Consider the following 20992-nt stretch of genomic DNA (forward strand, 5'->3'; position numbering starts at 1 on the left):
CATGATGTGGCTGGAATACTATAACATCTCAAAAGTTGAGGAGATCACGCGGATGAAAATCAAGCATTGTCCATCAGGAAGGATTGTTTCAGGCGTTGCGGCTTTTGTTCTGCTTACTGCCCTGTTCATTTTCGCTCCGACCGTCCCGGCTCCGGCCTGCACGACCATTCTCGTGGGCCATGAAGCCACCGCGGACGGTTCGCTGATCATCGCCCGCAATGAGGACAATGCTGGCGCTTCAGACGCCCAGAACATCGTTCGCCATGCTCCACGCCGGGAGGCCCGCGTCTTTCAGGCCAACGACAACGCCTTTACCTGGAACCTGCCGCCCAATGCCCTTGGTTATACCGCCTTTCCCAAGTGGCAGTCCCAGGAAATGCAGAATCCATCCTTCGAGGAGCTTGGAGTCAACGACTTCGGAGTCGCCATCTCGGCCACGGAAACCATTTTCAACAGCGATGCCATCCTGGCCGTGGATCCTTACGTAACCGACACCGGACTGACCGAAGACTCCATCACTTCGGTGGTCCTGCCCTATGCGGCGTCGGCCAGGGAAGGCATCCGCCTGCTGGGCCAAATCATCGAAACCGCCGGGGCCGGCGAGGGTTTCGGCGTGGCTCTCAGCGACCGCAATGAAGTCTGGTATCTGGAGACCGCATCCGGCCATCATTGGCTGGCCCAGCGCCTCCCCGCGGACAGCTATTTCGTCTCCGCGAACCAGGGCCGCTTCCAGAACGCGGATTTCGAGGATCCCATGAACGTGATGACTTCCCCAGGCTTCCTGGACTTTTTGGTGGAAAACAAGCTGTTCGATCCATCCGAGGACACGTTCAATTTCTTCATCTGCTGCGTAAGCGACGGCGAGCACGACCACACCTACAACTATCCTCGGGTCCGCGAACTGCTCAAGCTCTTCTCCGGAATTGAATATGACCAAGTGGATGGACTGTATCCGGTCTTTGTCCAGCCGAACCGCAAACTGACCGTCCAGGACGTGGCCGCCGGCTTGCGCAACCGCTACCAGGGCACAACCCACGATCCCTACATGAACCAAAACCCCAAGGAACCTTACCGACCCATCAGCGTGATGCGCGCCTCCCTGTCCCACATCACCCAGACCCGTCCCGACCTGCCCGGCGACATTGCGTTCATTCAGTACGTTGCCCTGGGCATGCCCGATCTGGGCGTGTATATGCCCTTCTACAAAGGTCTGACCGAAATGCCCGCCGCCTATCAGGGCGCCACCGGCCAGATCGACGACCATTCCATGTTCTGGCGCTCCCGCAGGATGCAGGCCCTGGTGTTGCAGGACTACCCGCGCCTGGCCCCCACGGCCCATCAGGCCATCGCACGGTTCGAAGAGGACCTCGCCGCCCGGCAGTCCGTCATGGAAGATCACTACCTCATGCTGTGGCGGCAAGACCGTGACGCAGCCAGGACTCTGATTCAGGACTTCACGGATGAAACCGTGGCGAACCTGGAACAAATGCTGGACGACCTGATCATCCGCTTTGCCGAGGAATTAAACATGGAGGGCCTGTCCAACGAACAGTTCTACGACCTGATCATGGACATCGAACAAAAGTTTCATTTTCACGGAGCGTAAGAGGCCGTTATCGACACGGGAAGTCAACACCCGCCAATGCGCCATCGGCAATCCGGTGGCGCATTTATCAGAAGGTCCGCCGACACACGCCAGAATATGTAAAACCATGCTCGGATCACTGAATCAACTCAAAACCAGCTCATCTCCATGAACCTCCTCCCCCAAAAACTTCTGGCCCAGGCCTTTGAAAGCGTCACCCAGCCATGAGCGAAATCATCATCTACGAAGATCCGGATATCACCAAGCCTGTCCAAGTGACCCTGGATGGTGAAACGGTTTGGCTGACCCAAGAGCAGATGGCCAAGCTTTTTGGGCGGGAACGGTCGGTCATTACGCGGCATGTCGGCAACCTCTTTCGCGAGGGAGAACTGGCCCGTGAAGTAGTATGTGCATTTTTTGCACATACTGCCGCGGACGGGAAGACGTACCAAGTGGAGCACTACAACTTGGATGTCATTATCTCGGTGGGATACCGGGTTAAGTCGCAACGCGGCGTCCGTTTCCGCCAGTGGTCCACCTCGGTCCTTCGCCAGCATCTGTTGCAAGGATATACTCTGGACCAACGCCGTCTGGCCGAACGCGGGTTGGACGAAGCCCGAGCCGCTCTGGATCTGCTTTCCCGCACTCTGGAAGCCGTTGAGCGAGAAGGTCTACCCGACGGGGAAGTACAAATAAAAACGTGTTCCCTGCCCTGGTGTGCTGTCGAACTGCATGAAGCCGCCATGCTCCTCGATGATTTTCTTGCAGATGGGCAGCCCCAGGCCGGAGCCGAGATCTTTTGCCGTGGCGAAAGGCTCAAACAGGACACCGGCCATGGCCTCCGGCACGCCCGGACCATTGTCCGCGACAATCACCTCAATCCACTGCCGGTTTTCCTTTTCGACAGTCGTTGCGGTGATGATCAACCGGCCCCCGTCGGGCAGGGCTTCCAGGGCATTGTCCAGCAGTTGATTCATGAGAATCCCGACCTGATCCGCATCCATGGATATCGCGGGGAGCGGTGCAATGTTCGCATGCAGATCAATCCCGCGCTCATTGATTTGGGAACGATAGCGATTCAATGCACCTTGAAGCACGTCGGTCAGAGACTGGTTCGCCAGGAGAGGAGATTTTTCCCGGCTGAAGATGAGCAGTTCCTTCAGCATTCTTTCCAGCCGGTGCAGTTCAGCCAGGATTATTTTGGCATATCGACGTTCATCTTCACTTTGGGCAACCAATTCCATACGCCGGGCAAAGCCTCCCGCGGCAGTCAGCGGATTTCTGATGGCATGGGTTACATTGGCGGTCATGCGACCCAGAGCGGCCATCTTTTCCGTATGAACAAGCTGTTCCTGAGCCTTTTCCAGCTGCTGCCTGACCCGGTCCACCTCGATTTCGAGAGCTGTATTCCACGATTGCATTTTTTCTCTGGAAGCATCCAGCTCTTCCACCATTGAATTGAAGCTGACGCCCAGCAGACTCAACACATCTTGAGGCGGTTCTTGCTGTTGATGGCCTGACGATTTCTGAAACGAGACCAGCAAGTCCCGCAGGGAGGAAACGACGATCTTGTTGAAAAGGACGCCCAAGGCCACAAAGATGAAAAACAAGGTCGCAAAAATGATAAGAAATCCGGTAACTGCCCTTTCCTTCAGCTGGCTCAGGGCAGCGTCCACGGGTATGCCAACGGAGATCACGCCGGCCAATTCCCCGGGACTGCGACCAAATCCTCCCCCGGAACCGTAGATCTCGATCAATTCCGGCGGCGCGTGTGCCGGATCGCCATGGCAGCGCAGACACTGCTGTTCAAAAACAACCGGCTTGAAGCGGCGATATTGCGGCTGCCCCGCCACATCCACTATGCCCTGCCATTCCTGTTCGTCGGGGTGTTTCCGGAAGTAGGCAATCATTTCCACTTCGGATGCTCGTGACTCATATTTCGGGTTGCGGGCATTGATCGAGGTCCGACGATACTCGATGTGGGGCAGAGCCGGTGAAAGACGATCCGCGAAGGCCCGCGCCACATAGGACGTGGACATCGCCTCGCGCACAAAGAAGTCATGCCCCACGACTTCATACATCACGGGCCGCAGTTCCTCGAGAACATAAGCCCTGCTGGCTTCCACCGCGGACATGAACAGTTCCGACTCGGCATAGGCTTTGTCCAAGAGCTGACGACGTTCATAGAAATAAATAGCCAGAGCTCCGCCAAGACAAAACGCAAGAAGGATCAAGGAGGTGCCGAGCAGAAACTTCTCCTGCAGCCCCAGGAAAGCCTGCTTCCGCTGATGAAGATCGTATCCGCCCGCTTTGAGGCCCTTGGGTGAATTGATATCCTGTTTTGTTGTTTGCATTATCAATCCCCGGTGCAACTACGGATTCTCTGCCGGCGTCCTCCCACGGCACTCCTGCAACTTGTCAAACCACTCAAGTCGCCCTCTTCCATCACTACTCTTTGTTATCTCAAGATTTTTTTGCAGGTTTTGTCATCAAACAAGAAAATTTGAAGATAATTGGCTCATGGACATGCCGGCCTCTCCAGGCCGTGGTCGTGAGATAACGGGCACGTCCTTCCTTTCTGTTACGCACCATCATCTATGCAGAATGATGTTTCGTCCTGGAAAAGCAAGAGGATCCCAGTCTCTCGAGAAGTGAATAACCGCCTTCTCTACACATCCTCAACAAATGCAATGATCATGTATTTCCCTTTGGATGGCCAAAACTCGATGGTGACCACGACATAAACAAGACATCCCTCCACGTGTGGCCGGTCCGCGCCTGACAATGAGGTTTTTGGAATTGAATCATTTGGGTTATTCAACCTTGGAGGGGCTTTCAGCACGGCTGGGTTGAAAATGGAGCAGCGCCGGGTCAAAAGGGCAGGCCTTGGTCAATGAACTCCAGGCTCAGCTTGGCTTCTCAACACCCCCACACGGCAATATCCCATTTCCCGAACCGCTCCCGTCGCGTCCAGATCCGTTCTTCCCAGCTCATGCCGGGATTACGGTGGAAGATCACCAGATGCGCCTCGTCCGCCCCGCACTTGTCCGCGTAGTCCGAGGTCTGCTCCAATCCCGTGGGAAGAATGGATTCCAGGGTTCTGTCGGCATGCAGCAGTTTCAGCTCGATGACAACCCGCTGGACAGGCCCGAAAAAGATCTTGGTCTCGTCCAGGGGCCATTCCAGGAGCAGGTCGGTGCGCCGACGTCCCAGGCCGAATTCCCGGTTCAGCCGCCCGCCGCCGTTGAGCACACGTTGCAAAAAGGCCTGAAGCAGCAGTTGCGGGCCAGCCTCCTTGTACTCGAACCGCTCCACCCAGCTTTCGCCGTTTTCCCGGAAGAATTGCTGAAATGCGGCCAATAGCTTGCCCATGTCCAGGTGGTGGTCCGGGCCGACATACCAGGTTGTCTCCTGGTTAGCGATCATGGCCTGCGTGGACCAGGTCAGCTCGCGGGGGATGATCTCCTGGTAGATGCGATTGCTGATGGCCAGTTGAGGGCGAATGCGGATCAGCCCCAGATCTTCAACGTACTGCAAATCGTCGTCGGGCAATCGCAGTGCGGTCTGCTCCGTGGACAGCAGGGCCGCGACCACCTTGCGCACCCTCGGTTCCTTGAGCTTGTCCGCGAGCTGATCCAGGTGAGTGGCCCGGGACAGGATCAGCCGCTCCCGGGCGGCACGGTAATCCTCCAGGGAGATGGATCGGGTCCGGTCCCGGGCTGCCTTGTCCTTCCAGGTCGCCTCATGGCCCAGGGCGTTGACCAGCCAGGGCTGGCCCTGGGTGTCCAGCCACAATTCGTCGAAAATTTCCGGCGCAAAGATCTGACCCGTGGCCTCTGTATGCTGTCTCCACAAGGCCTGGACTTCCTCAACAGTAAAGTTGCCCATGCGCAAGGATTCGGCCTTGATGTTGAATGCGCTGCCGCCGGTGATGGTATCTTCCCCTGTGCCATGCATGCGATAATCACGCACGTCCCGCACGCCGCAGAGAATGATGCTCTGGGGAAAGGCCGCCGGACGCTGATTGTAGCCGGCCCGAATCTGACGCAGCAACGAAATCAGCGTGTTCCCCACCAGGGCGTCCACCTCGTCCAGGAGTAAAACCACCGGCTTGGCCGAGTGCTGGGACCAGAATTGCAGAACCGAGCTGAGCAGACGCAGTGGGGTGATGTCGGACCTGAATTCCCTATACCAATCGTTCAGTTTACTCGCTCCCAGGTGGAAAGCAATGGATTCCACAAGGGTATCGCACACGGTGAGCATGCCCTTCATCTCGTCACCCCGTGCAGCCTGGGCGCCCTCGATATTGGCATAAGCACAGGCGAACCGGCCGTCCTGGTTCAACTCGGCCATGATGGCCAGCAGAGTACTCGTCTTGCCTGTCTGGCGGGGTGCATGGAGCACGAAATAGCGCTCCGAGCGGATCAAATGCGCGATATCTTCCCAGTCCACCCGGTGCAAAGGGGGGATGCTGTAATGATGTTCAGGCTTGATCGGCCCGGAAGTGTTAAAGAATTTTTCCATGACGAATCCTTGGTGTTCACTGGTCTCCGCATTGGAAGGCAATCAATATGGATACCTGGAAGCGAAAAGGCCCGCAATCCCGAACGGCGCGGGATCACGACTCCACGAAAAACATGGCAGCGTATTTTTGCAGCAGATGTACAACGTGGTCCTTGTCCGCATGGGACAGCGGGAACCCAGACAAGGTTGGCGAGAAATCATATGGCTTGCCCGGTTGAATGCCGCAAGGCCCAGCGTAGCTGGTTCACTCGGTTAAACGATCGGCTTTTCAAAACGAAGCATTATGGGCTGAGCGTGAGATGGTTGCTCCTTGATTTGCGGCCTTGAGGGATGGTCTTGAGGGCAGTCTGGGGAAGGGATGAGCGGTAGCCGCACGTTACTGTACATGACTAGCTCCTTTGCATGTTTCAGGTTTGGGAGCACAAAATACTGAACATTTAAAGCCTTGATGGTGAAAAAACCGGCGAGTCAACATTTTTCCGACGCAGAAAAATGACTCGCCTGCTTGGCCTCTTCAGTTGTGACGAGTCCAGGCTGCTTCAGTTATTTTCTACCCCTTCTTTTCCTACCCCTCCTGCATTTTCTGGTATCCATCACTCCGCATCTTTGCCGCGGATCAGACGCGACAGCCGTTTCAACGGATTCATCGGTCTGCGGACCCCGAACCTTTTGATCTGGAACGGATCCTGACCACTGCGATTCACTCCAGGATCCAGAGTGACAGCTGTCTGGTATCCCTCCTGCCGCACAATTTCGACAATCCACGGAGTATACTCGCCATAGGGATAGCAAAAGGATAGAACAGGAACCTGAAATGTGTCTTCAAGCATCTTGCGCGAGCCGTCGATTTCCTGCATTGCTTGGCGTTGCGGGATTGCACTCAGGTGGGGATGGGTCATTGTATGCGAGCCGATCTGGAAGCCCAGATCCAGCCACTCCCGGATCTGTTCCTTGCTCATCAACGAACCGACGACTTCCCCGTGCACTGTATCCCATACATTGGTCTTGCCGATCATGCCGGCCACGACATAGAGCATGGCCGTCGCCTGATGCCGTTTGAGAATCGGTACGGCATTTTCCAACACATTGCCATAGCCGTCGTCAAAGGTCAGCACAATTTTTTTTTGATCGTTATGCGGAGCAAACCGGGCAGGTAGATCGACAAAAGAGAATCCCGCATTCTTCAGTTCCGTGAGCTGACGGTCGAGTATTCTCGGACTGACGTACAGTCCACGAATACGGGCTTTCCATGGGCAGGAACGGATCTGGTGGTAGGTCAGGACCGGGAGGCCGGTTTGAAACAAATCGCGCATCCGGTTGAGCGAGGTGTAGTTTTTGATCATAACTTTATGCCTGGAATCGGGCATCCAAAGGAGTAGAGGTTGTGCGCATCCTGCATGTCAATGCCGGACGCAACTGGGGAGGCAAGGAATCCCGTTTGCTGACGGAAATGGAGTGGCTGGGCCGGAACGGGCATGAAGTCCTTCTGGTCTGTGAACCGGATTCGCGGCTTTACATGGTCGGCCGCGGCAGGGGCCTGCCCGTACAGGCCTTGCGGATGCGCAAGCGGCACAACGTTGCCGCGGCCTTGAGCTTGCGGCGTATCGCCCGCCGATTCGGTCCGGACGTCCTGAACATCCATACCGGCGTGGACGCCTATCTCTGCGCTGCCATGAAACTGGGGGGACTGCCCACGGTGCGCATGCAGAACATTCATGTCAGCGGCAGCCAAAAATTGTCCACGCGACTGAGCTACCGCCTTTTCTGTCATCGGATCATCTGCCCGACCACGACGCTCCAACGTACCCTGAACGCCGAGTTCGGCTTTGCCCCGGACAGGATCGACATCATTCCGGACGGCGTTGATGTCGCGAAATATCATCCCCGCCATGACGGACGCCCGTTCCGGGAAAAACTGCAGGTCAGGGACGATCAGGTCCTGGTGGGGATGGTCTCCATGCTGCGCCCGGAAAAAGGACATCACCTTTTTCTGCGGGCCGTGAAATTACTACTGGCCAAAAGAACCGACTGCAAGTTCGTCATGGTCGGCTCGCCCACCAACGATTCCCGCTCCGTCCTCGCGGATGTGCGGGAAACCATCCGCCAATGCTGCGGCAGCCTCGACTTGGCCAATTCCATCGTGCATTTGGATTATCGCGAGGATATTCCGGAAATTCTCTGCGCGCTGGACATCTTTGTCCAACCTTCGCGCTACGAGGCCCAGGGTTTGGCCATTGCCGAAGCCATGTCCTGCCGGACCGCCGTCGTGGCAACGAATGTCGGCGGCATTCCGGAACGGGTCCGCCACGCCCGGACGGGCCTGTTGTCCGAAGCGGGCAACCCGGATGATCTCGCCCGTCAAATCGAACTTCTGGCAGACAATCCCGGCCTGCGAACCACCCTGGCCGAAAACGGCCACGCCCTGCTCCGTGAGCAGGGAACCCTGGACCAGACCATGCACAAGACTCTCGCGTCATATGCCGAAGCCGTCAAACAGGTCCGAGGCATCACCGCCCCCACGTACGCACCGGAAGCCGCGCAGCCAACATGAGCACATTCCAGCCATCTGCTGATAGTGGCGTAATGAAGTCCGAAATGCGCGGCATTGAAGACGGGATCGTGAGGATGTCGACGTCAGCGCCAGAAGCAGGGCGAAATGTTGCAACCGCGCCGAAGCAGGAATGCCAAACCTAACGCAACGTCATAGTGCAGGTGAGCAATGGAACAGCCTCACGATTTGAGAACCGAATACTCACTCGATGGCCAGGACCGACTAATCGGGGTCAGCGGCGCCTGGGACGACTTTGCGGAACAAAACAACGGCGTCAATCTTCGAACCGAGAACGTTCTCGGACGGCAGATCTGGGATTTCGTCACCGGTGATGCATCCCGGATGTGGCTGAACACGATTTTCCAGCTCGCGAGGGTTCGCGGAACCGATTTGGAGCGTCCCTATCGCTGCGATTCTCCAACAATGAAAAGGTTCATGCGGATGACACTGATCCCGAGCTCCGGCGGCATTCTCCGCATCGAGCATCAACTCCTGGCCATTGAAGAGCGCAGCATTCCCGTGTCCATCCGCTTCGGAGCGGAAAAAGCCTTGAGCAAAATCTTGTTGCGGTGCAGCTTTTGTGGCCGCATCAAGCAAGGGAATCGTTGGGAGGAGCCATGTCCGCGGCATGCCGATACATGCGGAGAAATTCCCGTGGTTTATAGAGTTTGCGGAGATTGCTGGCATTCTTTGCCAGGCAGGAGCAAAAGGAAAGAACCGGCCCCGATTTCCGGTTCGGACATGGCTTTATAGCACCCCGCCAATCTTTCTGGAGCAGTCACCTCATGTTCATGTCCAGCGGACAGGTCGATCCTGAACCGCCTGGCCATCCGGTCCGATGAACTGGACCTGCCTGCGCGGATAGACGCTGATCAGGCGGTCCGCGTACTTTTCTTTCTTCAGCTCGGCCATGACCCGCACGGTCAGCTCGCTCTTCCATTTGCGACGTTGGCGGGCGCTGACCAGGTAGCGGATGGTCAGGTCCGTCCAGGATTCGTTCATGGAGACGAAAACTCTGGGCTCTTCAGTCACGCCGCCCACCTCCAGGCCGGCTTTTTTCAGAATCTCGGCGTAGTGATGAGCGGGGCTGGACATGTGCGGTTCCAGCAACTCACGGGCCACATCGGTCAGGACGCGCATCCCGAGGCCGAGGTCCGATTCATTGGCCAGGGGCACGGTCAGTTCGTCCCAGACATACGGAAAATCACGGGTCAGGTTGACCACGGTCCCGGCCAGCACCTCGTTGTTGGGAAAAGTGATCAGCCGGCCGGTGGGCTGTTCGGCCTGAACGAATCCGCCCCGGGCCGGGGACCCGATCTCCCAGACCGTGGTCGTGAGATAATCAATCTGATAGACGTCGCCGAACACATCTCCCACCGCCACCCGGTCCCCCACGCGGTAATATCCCTTGAAGGAGTTGAGTAGCCAGCCGCTGAAGCTTTCGATGGGCGTCTGCAGGGCCCAGGACAAGGCCAGACCGATCAAACCAAGGGAGCCGACCAGGGCCCTGATGTCGCCGGCCAGGACGCTGAGGGATATTCCGGCGGCGAAAATCCAGATGACGATGCCGAAGAGCGCCACAACGGCATTGGCCTTTTCCCAGCGCTTGAGGGTCCTGCGCAAAAGCGGACGGACAATCCGCACCAGGATCCAGGCCACGGCCACAACGCCCAGGACCACCAGGAACTTGGGGAGATTGCTGTACAGCCCCTCCCAGAGCGCCTCCAGGGTCCGAGCCGCCTCTTCCGCCGCGGCCTGGCCGATGGGTTCGGTGGGCTCCGGGCTTTGCCCTTCCCGGTTCGGAGACAAGTTCTGATTTTCGGCAAAGGCAGGGGAAACGGTTTCAGATGCCGGAGATGGTTCTTCGGCATCAACGGCGAGACCGGCTTCCCACGGGGCGATCAGTAGCAGCAGAAGGCTGGTGATGGCCACCGCAAGAAGCGTTGCCTGCCGGAAATGTCGTAATCGCCCTCTGGCGCCTGCCAGAGGATCGCCCGGACGGCGCCGACGCATCCTGCCTCGCCCCTGGCGGCGCGGACGACGGCTCCGGATAACGTTTTCCCGGCTTGAAGTTGTAGGTCTGAATTGCATTGCCGTTCCTCGGGAAACAAAAGCCAATTCCGGTGGTCAAGAAGTGAATCAATCTGATCCTTGCAATCAAATACAACTATAATCCCGTTATATCGGTATAGCCAGGACTGGATGTTTGACCACGACCTGGACAAGTCATAAATTGGTGTCTGACGAGTTACTGATAGTTTACGCTTCTATTTGGAGGATATTCCGATGCAAACTTGGCCCGTTCATGATGCTGAGACGCGATTCAGCGAATTTCTAAATGCCTGTATTGCCGAAGGTCCCCAACTCATTACTCGACGCGGTGTGGAAACCGCTGTCCTGGTGCCCATCAAGGAATGGCAACGTCTCAGGGCCGCGTCTCATCCCTCGCTGAAGCAACTTTTACTCACTGACTCCGCCCGCACCGAAATGCTTGTTCCGGAAAGAGGTCAACGAGCAAGACGGAAAATTTCGGACTCCTGGTAATGTCATGTACCTGCTCGACACTAATGTCGTCTCTGAATTGCGGAAGCCCCGCCCACATGACGCTGTCCTCGCATGGCTTGAAACCGTTGACGATACCGGCCTGCACCTTTCTTCGGTGACCATCGGCGAGATCCAGGCCGGCATTGAGCTGACCCGTAAACAGAATTTGTCGAAAGCCAACGAAATTGAGGCGTGGCTTGATCTCGTCGCTGCTACCTACAATATCCTGCCAATGGACGGCCCTGCATTTCGATGTTGGGCAAAATTCATGCACAGGAAATCCGATACTCTTTACGAAGATGCGATGATCGCCGCTATCGCCGCTGTTCATGGACTGACGGTCGTGACCCGCAATACCGTCGACTTCGAGTCGTTTGAGATCAACATCTTCAATCCATTTACGTTCAGCTCGAACGCTTAACCTTCCAAGAGCATGCTTTCAGATCCCTGACATTATAACCACCGTCAGTACGCCAATCGCCCCAGTGACTTCAGAATCAGGGTGAAGCCCATGGCCATCATCCCGGTCAGGCCCATGCCGCAGGAGAAGCCGGCCAGCAGGACCGGGGCGTACTGCCGCCAGGATGCGCCGTATTTTCTGTAGAAATAGTACCGGCCCAGCAGTGCGCCGAAGACTTCGAGGATGATCCCGTGGGGCGTGCTTTGCCCCAGGCCGCGCACCACGCCGTAGATCAGCAGCACCGGAAGCCCCAGTATGGACAGAATGGCGTAGGTGACTAGGCCGAAGATCGCTCCCGCGCCGACGATCACGGCGTTCAGGGCCTGGAAGAACAGGGAATCCCCTTCCAGGGTGGAGGTCTGCAGGAGCAGCGAGTTCAGGGCCTGCAGGTGCCAGAGTTCCTGGGCGTAGGGAAAACTGGCCGAGGGTATGGGGGCCAGCCGCCATAGGAACTGGGAGAAGATCAGCGAAGCAGTGATGACGATGGGGAAGACCAGGATTTCGGCCTTGATGATGCCCCGCAGGCTGGTGCCGGTCAGCTCGATCTGACGGAACTGCACCGTGGCCTCGCCGTAGTTGTGCATCGGGATGGGCGCATACCAGATCTCGATACCCTGGTAGCCGAAGAACCGGGCTCCGGCGATGAAGCTGGCCTCCCGAACCAGGGGCAGACTGACGAACTGCCCGGCCATGCCCTCCATGCGCGCCGAGATATAGGAAACGATGGGCGTGTAGACGAAGCCGTAGATCACGAAGAAGATCCAGGGAAACGTGGGCACCAGGAGCAGACAGAGCCCGATGTAGGCCAGAGTTGAAAAGACGTAGATGCCGATGGAGACCCAGAAATTGATGTCCCCCCGGCCCCTGGGCGGATTGAAGAGCAGGCTGAAGTCCAGCTTGCCGTGTCCGGATTGGCGCAGGGACCGGACCACGGACCAGATGCCGATCACCGCGATGGCCAGTCCAAGGCCGATGCCGAAACTCATGTAGAAGTCGAAATTGTTGGCAAAGACCGTTTCCACGGTGGCCATGCCCGGATGCCAGCGGTGCAGGATGCCGTGGCTGTAGAGAATCGGGTTGGCGATAACCGTGATCAGCAGTCCCACGAATCCGCCGATCACGGCCCAGAACGGCAGGACCATGCCCACGAAAACCAACCCCAGATCCAGTTGCAGGCCCGTGGCCACCGCGGGCAGGATGCCTTCGGTGTGCTGGGTCAGTTCGATCCAGGGTATCGGAATCAGGCGGATCTGCTGGGCCAGCATCAATCCTGAGAGCGCGGGCAGCAGCACGTAGAAAAAGCCGAAAAAGAGCCCGATCACCCCGCCGATGGAGAAGACCCGCCACTTCCATCCAGTCTTGCGATCCTCGGTGGATTCCGCCAGGGCCATGGTCCCCAGAGCGCCCACCGGCGCCATGGGGAACGGCAGCTTCTCCACGTCCGAGGTGATCCGATACAAGGCGTATCCCAGCCCGAAATGGTCGATGCGCTGGATGAGCTGCGCGCCGAAGAGCAGGAGAATGGGAATCAGCCAGTCCCGGTGCAGAAAGGTCCGCTCCAGATAAGATACGGATTCGGGTTGCGGCGCGATCCATTCCGGGATGAATTCCACCAGCCCCAGCATCCTGGCCGCGTCGGACTGGACCAGGTACTGGCTCCAGATCAGCCCCTGGAAGGGCGAGGCCAGAGCCGCCCCGGCCATGTAATAGAGCAGGAATACTTCCTGCTGCTTGAGTTCGGTATAGGATCGCTTGGCGATTTCCGCGAATAGGATGATGGTCACCCAGCGCGCCGCCGGTCCGATGCCCTGCCCGATGACCAGCTGCAGATACATGGAACCGGGCATCATCAGGAAGCCGATGAAAACCGCGCCGATGATGGTCTTCCAGTCGAAACCCTCCTCGAAATGCTTCGGAGGGACCAGAAGATCCCGATATTCCTTGAGTTCCTTGTCTTCACGCATTGGGTGTCACATAGCCTTGGTATGGTTCTGATCCGCTTGAGCAGTTTTTCCGGTTCTTGTCGAATACTCCGTTAGATGAAAAATGAGTTTATCGGGGTCGGGATCGGTATCGGTATCGGGGTCGATATTTTTTTTGAGTGAGCTAGAACTGATTCGCTTTCGATACCGATACCGATCCCGATTGCGATTGTGATCCCGATTGCGATTGCGATTGCGATTTCGATTGCGATTGCGATTTCGATAAGAAGGTCATTGAGAACATGTTACAATGGAAAGACCTGATAGCTCGTTCCGGCGAACATGCCCACCAGAGCCCAGATGCCGCCCATCAGAAAATCGCCGAGCACCAGGCCGACGAAAAAGAAGCGGACCTTATTGAACAGACTCGTACCGCCGTAGCGCAGGCAGAGACGGTTGCAGAGCCAGCCCACGAAGAACGAGAACCAGAGCATCTGCATGCCCGTGCTGTAGGCGGTGAGATAGCCGATGGGATGCAGGGTCCACCAGGTTGCCCTGTAGTACATGAACACCAGAAAGAGCATGATCAGCGCGCCCACGCCGGCAAAGCTGATGATCCACTCGTTGGGGCCGGTGGGAACGTCCAGCAGCCGCTGGACGTTCTCGTAAGCGGCAATGGTCGAACTCGTGGCCCAGTCCATGTCCATGTCCCGGACCCCGTACCGGTAGCTCAGGGCCAGCATGGTCACGAAGGAGAGGATCACGGCGAGCACCAGCGCTCCCCCCAGCACCGCGAACCAGATCCGGCGGTTGAGGACATTTTCCGAGACCTTGGCCCCATGGAAGAGCGTCGGCAATAGCGATTCCCGCAGGTTCAGAAACAGGACTTTCTGCATCACGGCCGTGGCCAGCAGTCCCGCGTTGCCCAGGAAGCCGCTGCCGAACGTCCCGATCAGACCGTCCATGGGCGCGGCGGTCAGGGTGAAGATCGGCAGGCCTCCCTGGACGATGATCCGGCTGGCCACGATCAGGACCAGGAAAAAGGCCATGGGTACGAGCACTGCCGCGATCATGGGCAGCCCGAAAGATCGACACCACCAGATCAGGCAGACGCCGCCCACGAGCAGCCCCCACATTGGCCATCCGGACGTTTCCCAGTTGTCCCGCCCGGCTTCACGGTCATGACTCCGGTCCCGTCCCGGCGACCGTCTCCAAGGCCGGAACATCAATACAGCCTGCTGCCGGAGATGGGTGCGGGCCAGCCAGAGAATGAACACGAAAAAAATCAGATAAGCCCCGATGGTCTGCGCCTCTTCCGGCCGGGCAAAGTCGGGGCCGAACGTCGCGCCCAGGGCGGCCTGGGGGAATTGCAGCCCGGAGACGAAAAGCAGGCCGGTGCCCATCCCGGCCAGGAGATAGAAAAACCAGAAGCTGAAGGAAATCTGGCGCGGCGCCAGGAAGGCAAAGGCGATGAAGGCTGGAAAAATGTAGATTCGCAGATTGTAATAGCCGGAGAAGAGTCCGTATTTGGGAAAATAGCCCCCGGCCAGGATCAGGGTCGGCAGTTCGGGCACATGCGGAAAATAGAAATGCAGGCCGTTCATCAAGTGCAGGGAGGCGGCCGAAAGCAGACCGACCAGCAGAAAGCGGTCCCGGAAAAACGCCCCCATGCCGCGGCTGTCCAGAGCCTCGGCCATGAGTTGCGGAACGCGCAGCAGGGGGAAGGTGATCCGCTCGTTGACGACCCACTGCTTGCCCAGCAGGGCCATCAGGCAGAACATGACGAAGAAGCACAGCAGCACGAAGGCGCTCCAGGTGATCAGCGGGCCGATCCAGACATCCCAGTGGATGTTCCGGAGCACCTCCGCCCAGGACATGTCCCACCCGCCGTCCAGGCCGTCGTAGATGGTCCGCACGGCGTCGAACCCCTCGCCGCCTTCGGCGGCATCGGGATACCAGGCGCGGGGCAACAGGGGCTGCAGGGACTCGGCCCAGCGGAAACCGTCCGCCGCGAAATAAAAGGGCGCCGTGATGTTGATGAAGAAGGTCTGGGCCAGACCGGCATAGGAAATGCCCGAAAAGACGACCATGAAGACCCACATCGTGAGCACTTCGTTGCCGGAGAAGATGCCGGGCCCCTTGCGCAGCCATCCGGTGAAAGCCGAAAATACGAACAGCCATGCCGCGATGAAGAAGGGCGCCAGGGGAAAATGCCCTCCACTAAGGGAGGTGTTGTGCAGATAGGCGTTGTTGTACGGCGTGACCACGCACAGGATCAGACCCAGGACGAGTCCGACGACGAATGCTCTGGGGCGAACGAACTCACTACTCATGGCGTCCTGCCCTGATCCGGAGACCGCGACGCGCCGCCAAGCTCCTGGTGGAATTTCTCCTCATAGGCCGTGTGCATGGCTTCCTCGAGGGATCGCCAGACCAGCAACTGCTTGCGCAGATCGTTCAGAAAGACCTTGTTCTGGTTCTGCCAGGCCTTGTGCTCTCCCGCCTCCCGGTCGATGCGGACCAGAATCTCCCGGAACCCTTCGTAGCTGCTGGAAGTGCGGAAAACCACCCGCACCGTCTGCCGGATGCCGAAGTCGAAGGGCGCCAGCCAGACGCGCAGCGTGATCATGTACAAAGGCTTGTCCGCATGTTCCTCGGAAAAGAAGGGATCTCCCCGTTGAACTCGTTCGCAGGACAGGTTGTCCGTGGAGAACGCGCCGTGGGTGATGCCCTGGTGGGACCGGAAGTATTCCATCAGGAAGCCACCGGCGCAGACCTGTTCTTCCAGCTTGATCAGGAAGGGCAGCACGACCTCCAAACGGTCGCCGTCCGCCTTGGGCATGGTCCAGGAACGGTTCACGTCTGGAATGGCGATTTCCGCGGCCATTTTCGCGGGATACAGCGTCGAGGCCAGGACCACGGCCATGACCAGGGCCATGGCCCCCACTCCGGCCGTGGAGGAATAGTTGGCGGTCATCCCGGCCCAAAGCGGAGTTCCGGCCAGAAAGGCCGCCGCCCCCTGGGCCAGCAGGTATCCGGTGACCACGCTGATCACGGCCAGGGCCAGGGATTCGGCCAGAAAGAGAAAGCCGACATGGGAGGGCGCCAGCCCCACCGAGGTGTAGACGGCGATTTCGCGTTTGCGTTCGTGCACGCTGCCGATCATGGTGTTCAGAACGATCAGCGCGGCAATGAGCAGGGGGATCAGGATGTTCGCGAATCCCTGGTAGCTCATGGCGTTGGCCGCGAAATAAATCGAGGTCCCGTCCTCGCCGCCGCGAAAGAGCATCAATCCGAACCGTTCTCCGAGTTCCGCGGCCAGGATGGCGTCCTCCTCGCCGGGCATGGCCGAAACGGCCAGGGCCTTGAGCCGACCGGCCCCTCCGCCCAGGGAGAGCAGCGCCTCAGCCGGAATGATCACCGTCTGGTCCCCGGAAACATGGTGATAGCGGCTCCGGTACATGACCACGTCCCGGCCGGTCTCGATGGCTTCCGCCTCCACGGTGCTGATTACCTGCGCCGCCTCGCTGGGATAGAAAACCGGCGTGATGGGTTCGCCGTCCAGATCCGGATGCCGGTCCAGACCATCGTCAGCCAGGATGCCTACCACCTCGAACCGCTGTCCCCAGAGCACGACCGTGCGTCCTTCCGGTGTATCCAGTCGGATCTCGAGCCGGCGGGCCATGCTCTCCGGGAGAATCACCGCGCTGCGCTCACCTTCCCGAAACCAGCGGCCCTGGACCAGCATGGCGTCCATTCCGCTGACCCGCGGCTCCACATGGCTCAGTCCCACCAGCCCCCGCGCGATGTCCGACAGATCCTCGCGAAAAATGGGAACCATGGGCGCCGAGGTCATGTCTTCGGTCACGTACCAGGCCCTGGGCGCGACCACTCCCCGGCCCTCGAAGAAGTTGTCCACGATGGACAGGGCCTCCACGGGCATGTCCTGCCATCCCAGATATTTCATCATGGCGCCGGAATAGGACGCCGTATCGCTGAACTGGGTCCATCCTTCCTGACGCACGCTGCGCACCGCCGTGAAGTTCATGATCGTGAAGGTCAGGATGGTCAGGGTGACGCAGGTCAGCAGGGTGCGCAGGGGGCGGCGGCGCAGGTTGCTCACGCCGAGGACGAATGCCGCTGTGAAGGCCCCGGCGCGGCTGATGTTCATGGTTTTCAGATGCCGTGATCGCCGTTGGAGATCCTCGACCTCCCGTTCGAAGCGGGAAAAAATGATCATCGCCACCAGCAGGGAGAGGCCGAGAATGAAGAAGGCCAGGATGACGATCATGGGGCTGTAGGTCAGTTGGAAGGCCGGATGGACCAGGTACACGGCCCCGATGATCAACACCAGGAATCCGAAAAAGGCGATGATCCGCCTGTGGATGTCGGTGAACCCGAATATCAGTCGCTCCATGCAGTAGGAGAACGGGATGAACAGGGCCACGTAGAAGAGCACTCCCACCAGCACGTCGCGCTGGGTCCGGTCCACGTCGTTGTAGACCAGGGAGGCAAAGGCCAGGGATGTCCCCGCCTCCCGCTGGAAATCGTCCCAGCGCAGTTCATCGCGAGCCAGGCGCGCCTGCTCCAGGGCCTGACGTCCCTTGGTGTGCAGTTCGCGGATCCGTTCATTGACGATGCCCCTGCCCTCCAGGTTCTCCACCCGGGGCACCAGCAGGCTCCACATGTCTCGTGCGGCCATGTACTCGGTCATCGGGACGATGGGCCACTCTCCGATCCGGTATCCCAGGCCCAGGGGATGTTCCTGATCCGCGTTGAGCAGGACGACCTTGGTGTCGATGAAATTGTCCGAAAGGGCCAGTTTCAAAGGCAGATCCCGCTCCAGAAAAAACGTGCCCAGGGTGGACGCCCTGGTGTCCAGACGACTGTACCAGTTGCGCAGGGGCTCGGCCTCGGTCCGGGAGTCGATCAGCCTGGGCACGTAGAGGTAGTGGAACGTCCGGGGCTCGAGCATGGAAAAGTACGTGGACTGCCCGACATGGAACATGGTCAGGTCCGTGGTTTCTTCCCGGGCGCGCATCCTGACCCGGTAGTTGTCCAGGCCGGTCCGCGTCTTGTCCACGGCATGGATCGCGCGACCGGTCATGGGATCGAAATTGAATCCCTCCAGAATGGCCTTGTGGATGGTCTGCCGGCGGATCGCCAGCCCCTTGACGTGAAAATGACCGGTGGTGTCGACCATGGTCCAGAAGCGTGCCGGCCCCTGGAAAATCAGAAAGACCCCGCCCACCGAAGGCTGATCCGGGAAAAGCTCTCCCTGCCGGAGCAGGTTGACCCGGGCCGTGAGTTCGGCAAAACCGTTTTGCGGATCAGCGCGGGCATCGGGGATGGGGTCGTCCACCAGGGCCCGCACCAGGCCATTGACGACCTCGGCCTGACGCCGGACGTACTCCAGGTTCATGTGTTCCGGAACGTCGTACGGGGTTCCCCAGAAGACCCGGGCATCGTTCACCGTGGCCAGGGTGAAGCCCGGCAAAGCCGCCAGGGCCACGGGTTCGCCGCCCATGAAGGGTCGGTCCGGCAGCCAGCTCTGCCAGGGACGGATCCGGCTTGGCCTCAGCGTGTCGTGAAACATCCCCGAAAGATCCTCGCCGTCGGCTCCCCGGAGCGTGCGACCCGTGTTGCGCAGCAGTTCGTCGATGTTGCTGAACTGCCTGGTCCGGACCACCACGTCCAGGAGTTCATAGAGCCAGCCCCGGTCGAAGGCGCCCACGCCGTTGCCCTGGCTGGAAAGATGCAGGGATGCAGAAGCCACGATCTGCAGCCCGTTCAGATGGGCGCGCAGTTCGCGGGAACCGCGGACATGACGAAGCTGCTCCTGAGCATCCTCGGCCATGTCCCGCTGACGGACCAAGGTCCGTTCCAGGTGTTGAAGCAGCAGGTCTCGTTCTCCCGGGGTCATGGTCACGTCCATGCCTCTGGGAGCGCCGACCCAGCGCATCCGCATCAACGTCAAGCGCAGGGCGGCAGCATCCCGAATCCGCCGCTCGAGTTCCTCCTCCGGCTCGTCCACGGTCGGTTCATGGCGCATCAGGCGCAGGCGCATCAATTTGGTGCTCAGTTCGTCAATTCTGTCCCGAAGCACGTCCTGGAAGGCCAGACGCAGCAGGTGGCTCTGGTCGGCATCGGCCAGCACGGCAGGGGTAAAGGGATCGTCCGCGGCAAGCAGCCGGACCGTCGCCTCGGCCTGATCGGCCCGCCGCGTCAGTTCCGCCTCCATTCCCGGCAGCTTGCCGTCGCTTGTGACCAGAGCCCAGATGAACTCCCGCACCCCGGCCGCTCCCTGGGCCTGTCCGCCCGCGGCCAGAAGCAGGGTCGGCCGCCGGGGAGGTTCGCGTCCCAGGGCCTCGGCTACGGTCAGCAGCGTGGCCATGGAAACGGATTCGTCGGCGCCTGGAGACCTGTCCGGAACGTAACCGGTGGAATCGTAGAACGCCTGCACCACGGTCAGCTCGCCCGCCAGCTCCGGATCGGTTCCCGGAAGCAGGCAGTAGATGTTGTCCGCGGCCATGTTCTCCCAGGCGATTCGCGACGACAGGGTGATCATGGGTGCGGCTCCGGGTTCGCGAAGCCGCTCCAGGTCCCCGAAAAAGTCTTCGGCCTCGGCTTTGGTCATCCAGAAGCGTGGGAAGTCGATGGGCGTCTGCTCGAGCTTGTCCTCGAACAGATTGCGCGGCGCCGCGGTCACTTCCGGGCCAGGATCGACATAGATCAGGGCCAAAGCGCCGAGCATGGACGCATTGATCCAGTTCTTGCCGGAATCCATGTCCAGCAGCACCACGGCCCCTTCGACCACATGGCCGTTGAACTCGCTGAACCTTCCGGTTCCGGCGTAGATGAGCGGGGCAGTGATGCCGGGCGGCGTGATCGCCGGAGCGGAAAGCATGTTCAGCCGCAAAGGCCGCAGTGGAATGGATCGCCCGTCCCGTTCCAGCGTCAGGGAGCTTTCGACGTGCTGCTGGACCGGTACCGCGAAGGACTGGCGGCCGATGATCCGTCCCTGCTCCCTGGTCAGATTGGCGAATGCCCGTTCGATGATGTCCGCGGCCTGGGCATTGCCCCGACTGCCGACCACGCGGTCCTCCAGTCCGGCGAAAACAGCCACCCAATCCGCTGCCGAAACCGCCTCTGGCGCCATATCTCCAGGCGCCATATCTCCAGGCGCCATATCTCCAGGCGCCATATCTTCGGCAGCCTCAACCGGAGCGTTATCCGAGGAGCGGAAAGAATCGAAATCCGGCTCACCGGAAAATGGATTTTCGGCTCCGGCAGAAGCAGGGATCACGCAGATTGCCGCAACGGCCCACAACAGCAGAAAAACAGCTGTCAGTACGGCGGAAAGAGGATGTGATCTACGGTGTTGCATGGCGATTCTCATCGACTTC

Annotated in this window: 12 protein-coding genes and 1 pseudogene; 6 read left to right on the top strand and 7 right to left on the bottom strand. The window is 59.1% G+C overall.

Annotated features, from left to right (window positions below):
* Position 1 precedes the first annotated feature (1 nt).
* Entirely contained in the window at positions 2-1606 is a 1605-nt protein-coding gene (locus ACYQ15_RS10345) for a C69 family dipeptidase (protein WP_459937432.1), read from the top strand.
* Between the two features lie 296 nt (positions 1607-1902).
* Positions 1903-2136, top strand: a pseudogene (gene rhuM, locus ACYQ15_RS10350) (RhuM family protein); the annotation flags it as partial.
* 120 nt (positions 2137-2256) lie between these two features.
* Here the strand turns inward: rhuM and ACYQ15_RS10355 are convergent.
* The 3 genes from ACYQ15_RS10355 to ACYQ15_RS10365 form a co-directional block, all read right to left on the bottom strand.
* Positions 2257-3939 (bottom strand): c-type heme family protein, encoded by a 1683-nt coding sequence (locus ACYQ15_RS10355; RefSeq protein ID WP_459937433.1) that lies wholly within the window; start codon positions 3937-3939, stop codon positions 2257-2259.
* A gap of 565 nt (positions 3940-4504) precedes the next feature.
* Positions 4505-6109, bottom strand: coding sequence for an AAA family ATPase (locus ACYQ15_RS10360; RefSeq protein ID WP_459937434.1), 1605 nt, complete (start codon positions 6107-6109; stop codon positions 4505-4507).
* A 593-nt stretch (positions 6110-6702) separates the two neighbouring features.
* Positions 6703-7452, bottom strand: a complete 750-nt coding sequence (locus tag ACYQ15_RS10365; RefSeq protein WP_459937435.1) for a polysaccharide deacetylase family protein — start codon at positions 7450-7452, stop codon at positions 6703-6705.
* Positions 7453-7493: 41 nt separating this feature from the next.
* Here ACYQ15_RS10365 and ACYQ15_RS10370 point away from each other — a divergent pair, with 41 nt between their 5' ends.
* Together ACYQ15_RS10370 and ACYQ15_RS10375 are read left to right on the top strand one after the other, a co-directional pair.
* Positions 7494-8660 carry a glycosyltransferase family 4 protein gene (locus ACYQ15_RS10370; RefSeq protein WP_459937436.1) on the top strand — a complete coding sequence of 389 codons (1167 nt, stop codon included), beginning with the start codon at positions 7494-7496 and terminating at the stop codon, positions 8658-8660.
* Between the two features lie 168 nt (positions 8661-8828).
* Positions 8829-9413, top strand: coding sequence for a hypothetical protein (locus ACYQ15_RS10375; protein WP_459937437.1), 585 nt, complete (start codon positions 8829-8831; stop codon positions 9411-9413).
* A gap of 36 nt (positions 9414-9449) precedes the next feature.
* Here the strand turns inward: ACYQ15_RS10375 and ACYQ15_RS10380 are convergent, their stop codons facing one another.
* Positions 9450-10751 carry a mechanosensitive ion channel family protein gene (locus ACYQ15_RS10380; protein ID WP_459937438.1) on the bottom strand — a complete coding sequence of 434 codons (1302 nt, stop codon included), beginning with the start codon at positions 10749-10751 and terminating at the stop codon, positions 9450-9452.
* A gap of 195 nt (positions 10752-10946) precedes the next feature.
* On the opposite strand from ACYQ15_RS10380, the gene ACYQ15_RS10385 reads away from it, so the two are divergent.
* Both ACYQ15_RS10385 and ACYQ15_RS10390 read left to right on the top strand, forming a co-directional pair.
* Complete coding sequence (locus ACYQ15_RS10385; RefSeq protein WP_459937439.1) at positions 10947-11204, top strand: type II toxin-antitoxin system Phd/YefM family antitoxin; 258 nt, start codon at positions 10947-10949, stop codon at positions 11202-11204.
* A 4-nt stretch (positions 11205-11208) separates the two neighbouring features.
* Complete coding sequence (locus ACYQ15_RS10390; RefSeq protein WP_459937440.1) at positions 11209-11625, top strand: type II toxin-antitoxin system VapC family toxin; 417 nt, start codon at positions 11209-11211, stop codon at positions 11623-11625.
* A gap of 44 nt (positions 11626-11669) precedes the next feature.
* Here the strand turns inward: ACYQ15_RS10390 and ACYQ15_RS10395 are convergent, their stop codons facing one another.
* From ACYQ15_RS10395 to ACYQ15_RS10405, 3 genes are all read right to left on the bottom strand, one after another.
* Positions 11670-13628: an OPT family oligopeptide transporter gene (locus ACYQ15_RS10395; protein WP_459937441.1), complete on the bottom strand. Its 1959-nt coding sequence runs from the start codon at positions 13626-13628 to the stop codon at positions 11670-11672.
* A 263-nt stretch (positions 13629-13891) separates the two neighbouring features.
* Positions 13892-15919 (bottom strand): DUF6785 family protein, encoded by a 2028-nt coding sequence (locus ACYQ15_RS10400; protein WP_459937442.1) that lies wholly within the window; start codon positions 15917-15919, stop codon positions 13892-13894.
* On the bottom strand, positions 15916-20973 hold the full coding sequence (locus ACYQ15_RS10405; protein WP_459937443.1) for an ABC transporter permease: 5058 nt from the start codon (positions 20971-20973) through the stop codon (positions 15916-15918). The genes ACYQ15_RS10400 and ACYQ15_RS10405 overlap by 4 nt, the downstream gene beginning before the upstream one ends.
* Positions 20974-20992 lie beyond the last annotated feature (19 nt).

The organism is Desulfonatronum parangueonense (genome assembly GCF_054656975.1).

Bases quoted from the DNA above. Each gene is read 5' to 3' on its own strand.
- ACYQ15_RS10395 (WP_459937441.1), bottom strand. From the start codon at position 13,628: ATGCGTGAAGACAAGGAACTCAAGGAATATCGGGATCTTCTGGTCCCT.
- ACYQ15_RS10365 (WP_459937435.1), bottom strand. From the start codon at position 7,452: ATGATCAAAAACTACACCTCGCTCAACCGGATGCGCGATTTGTTTCAA.
- ACYQ15_RS10405 (WP_459937443.1), bottom strand. From the start codon at position 20,973: ATGCAACACCGTAGATCACATCCTCTTTCCGCCGTACTGACAGCTGTT.
- ACYQ15_RS10400 (WP_459937442.1), bottom strand. From the start codon at position 15,919: ATGAGTAGTGAGTTCGTTCGCCCCAGAGCATTCGTCGTCGGACTCGTC.
- ACYQ15_RS10375 (WP_459937437.1), top strand. From the start codon at position 8,829: ATGGAACAGCCTCACGATTTGAGAACCGAATACTCACTCGATGGCCAG.
- ACYQ15_RS10385 (WP_459937439.1), top strand. From the start codon at position 10,947: ATGCAAACTTGGCCCGTTCATGATGCTGAGACGCGATTCAGCGAATTT.
- ACYQ15_RS10345 (WP_459937432.1), top strand. From the start codon at position 2: ATGATGTGGCTGGAATACTATAACATCTCAAAAGTTGAGGAGATCACG.
- ACYQ15_RS10355 (WP_459937433.1), bottom strand. From the start codon at position 3,939: ATGCAAACAACAAAACAGGATATCAATTCACCCAAGGGCCTCAAAGCG.
- ACYQ15_RS10380 (WP_459937438.1), bottom strand. From the start codon at position 10,751: ATGCAATTCAGACCTACAACTTCAAGCCGGGAAAACGTTATCCGGAGC.
- ACYQ15_RS10360 (WP_459937434.1), bottom strand. From the start codon at position 6,109: ATGGAAAAATTCTTTAACACTTCCGGGCCGATCAAGCCTGAACATCAT.
- ACYQ15_RS10390 (WP_459937440.1), top strand. From the start codon at position 11,209: ATGTACCTGCTCGACACTAATGTCGTCTCTGAATTGCGGAAGCCCCGC.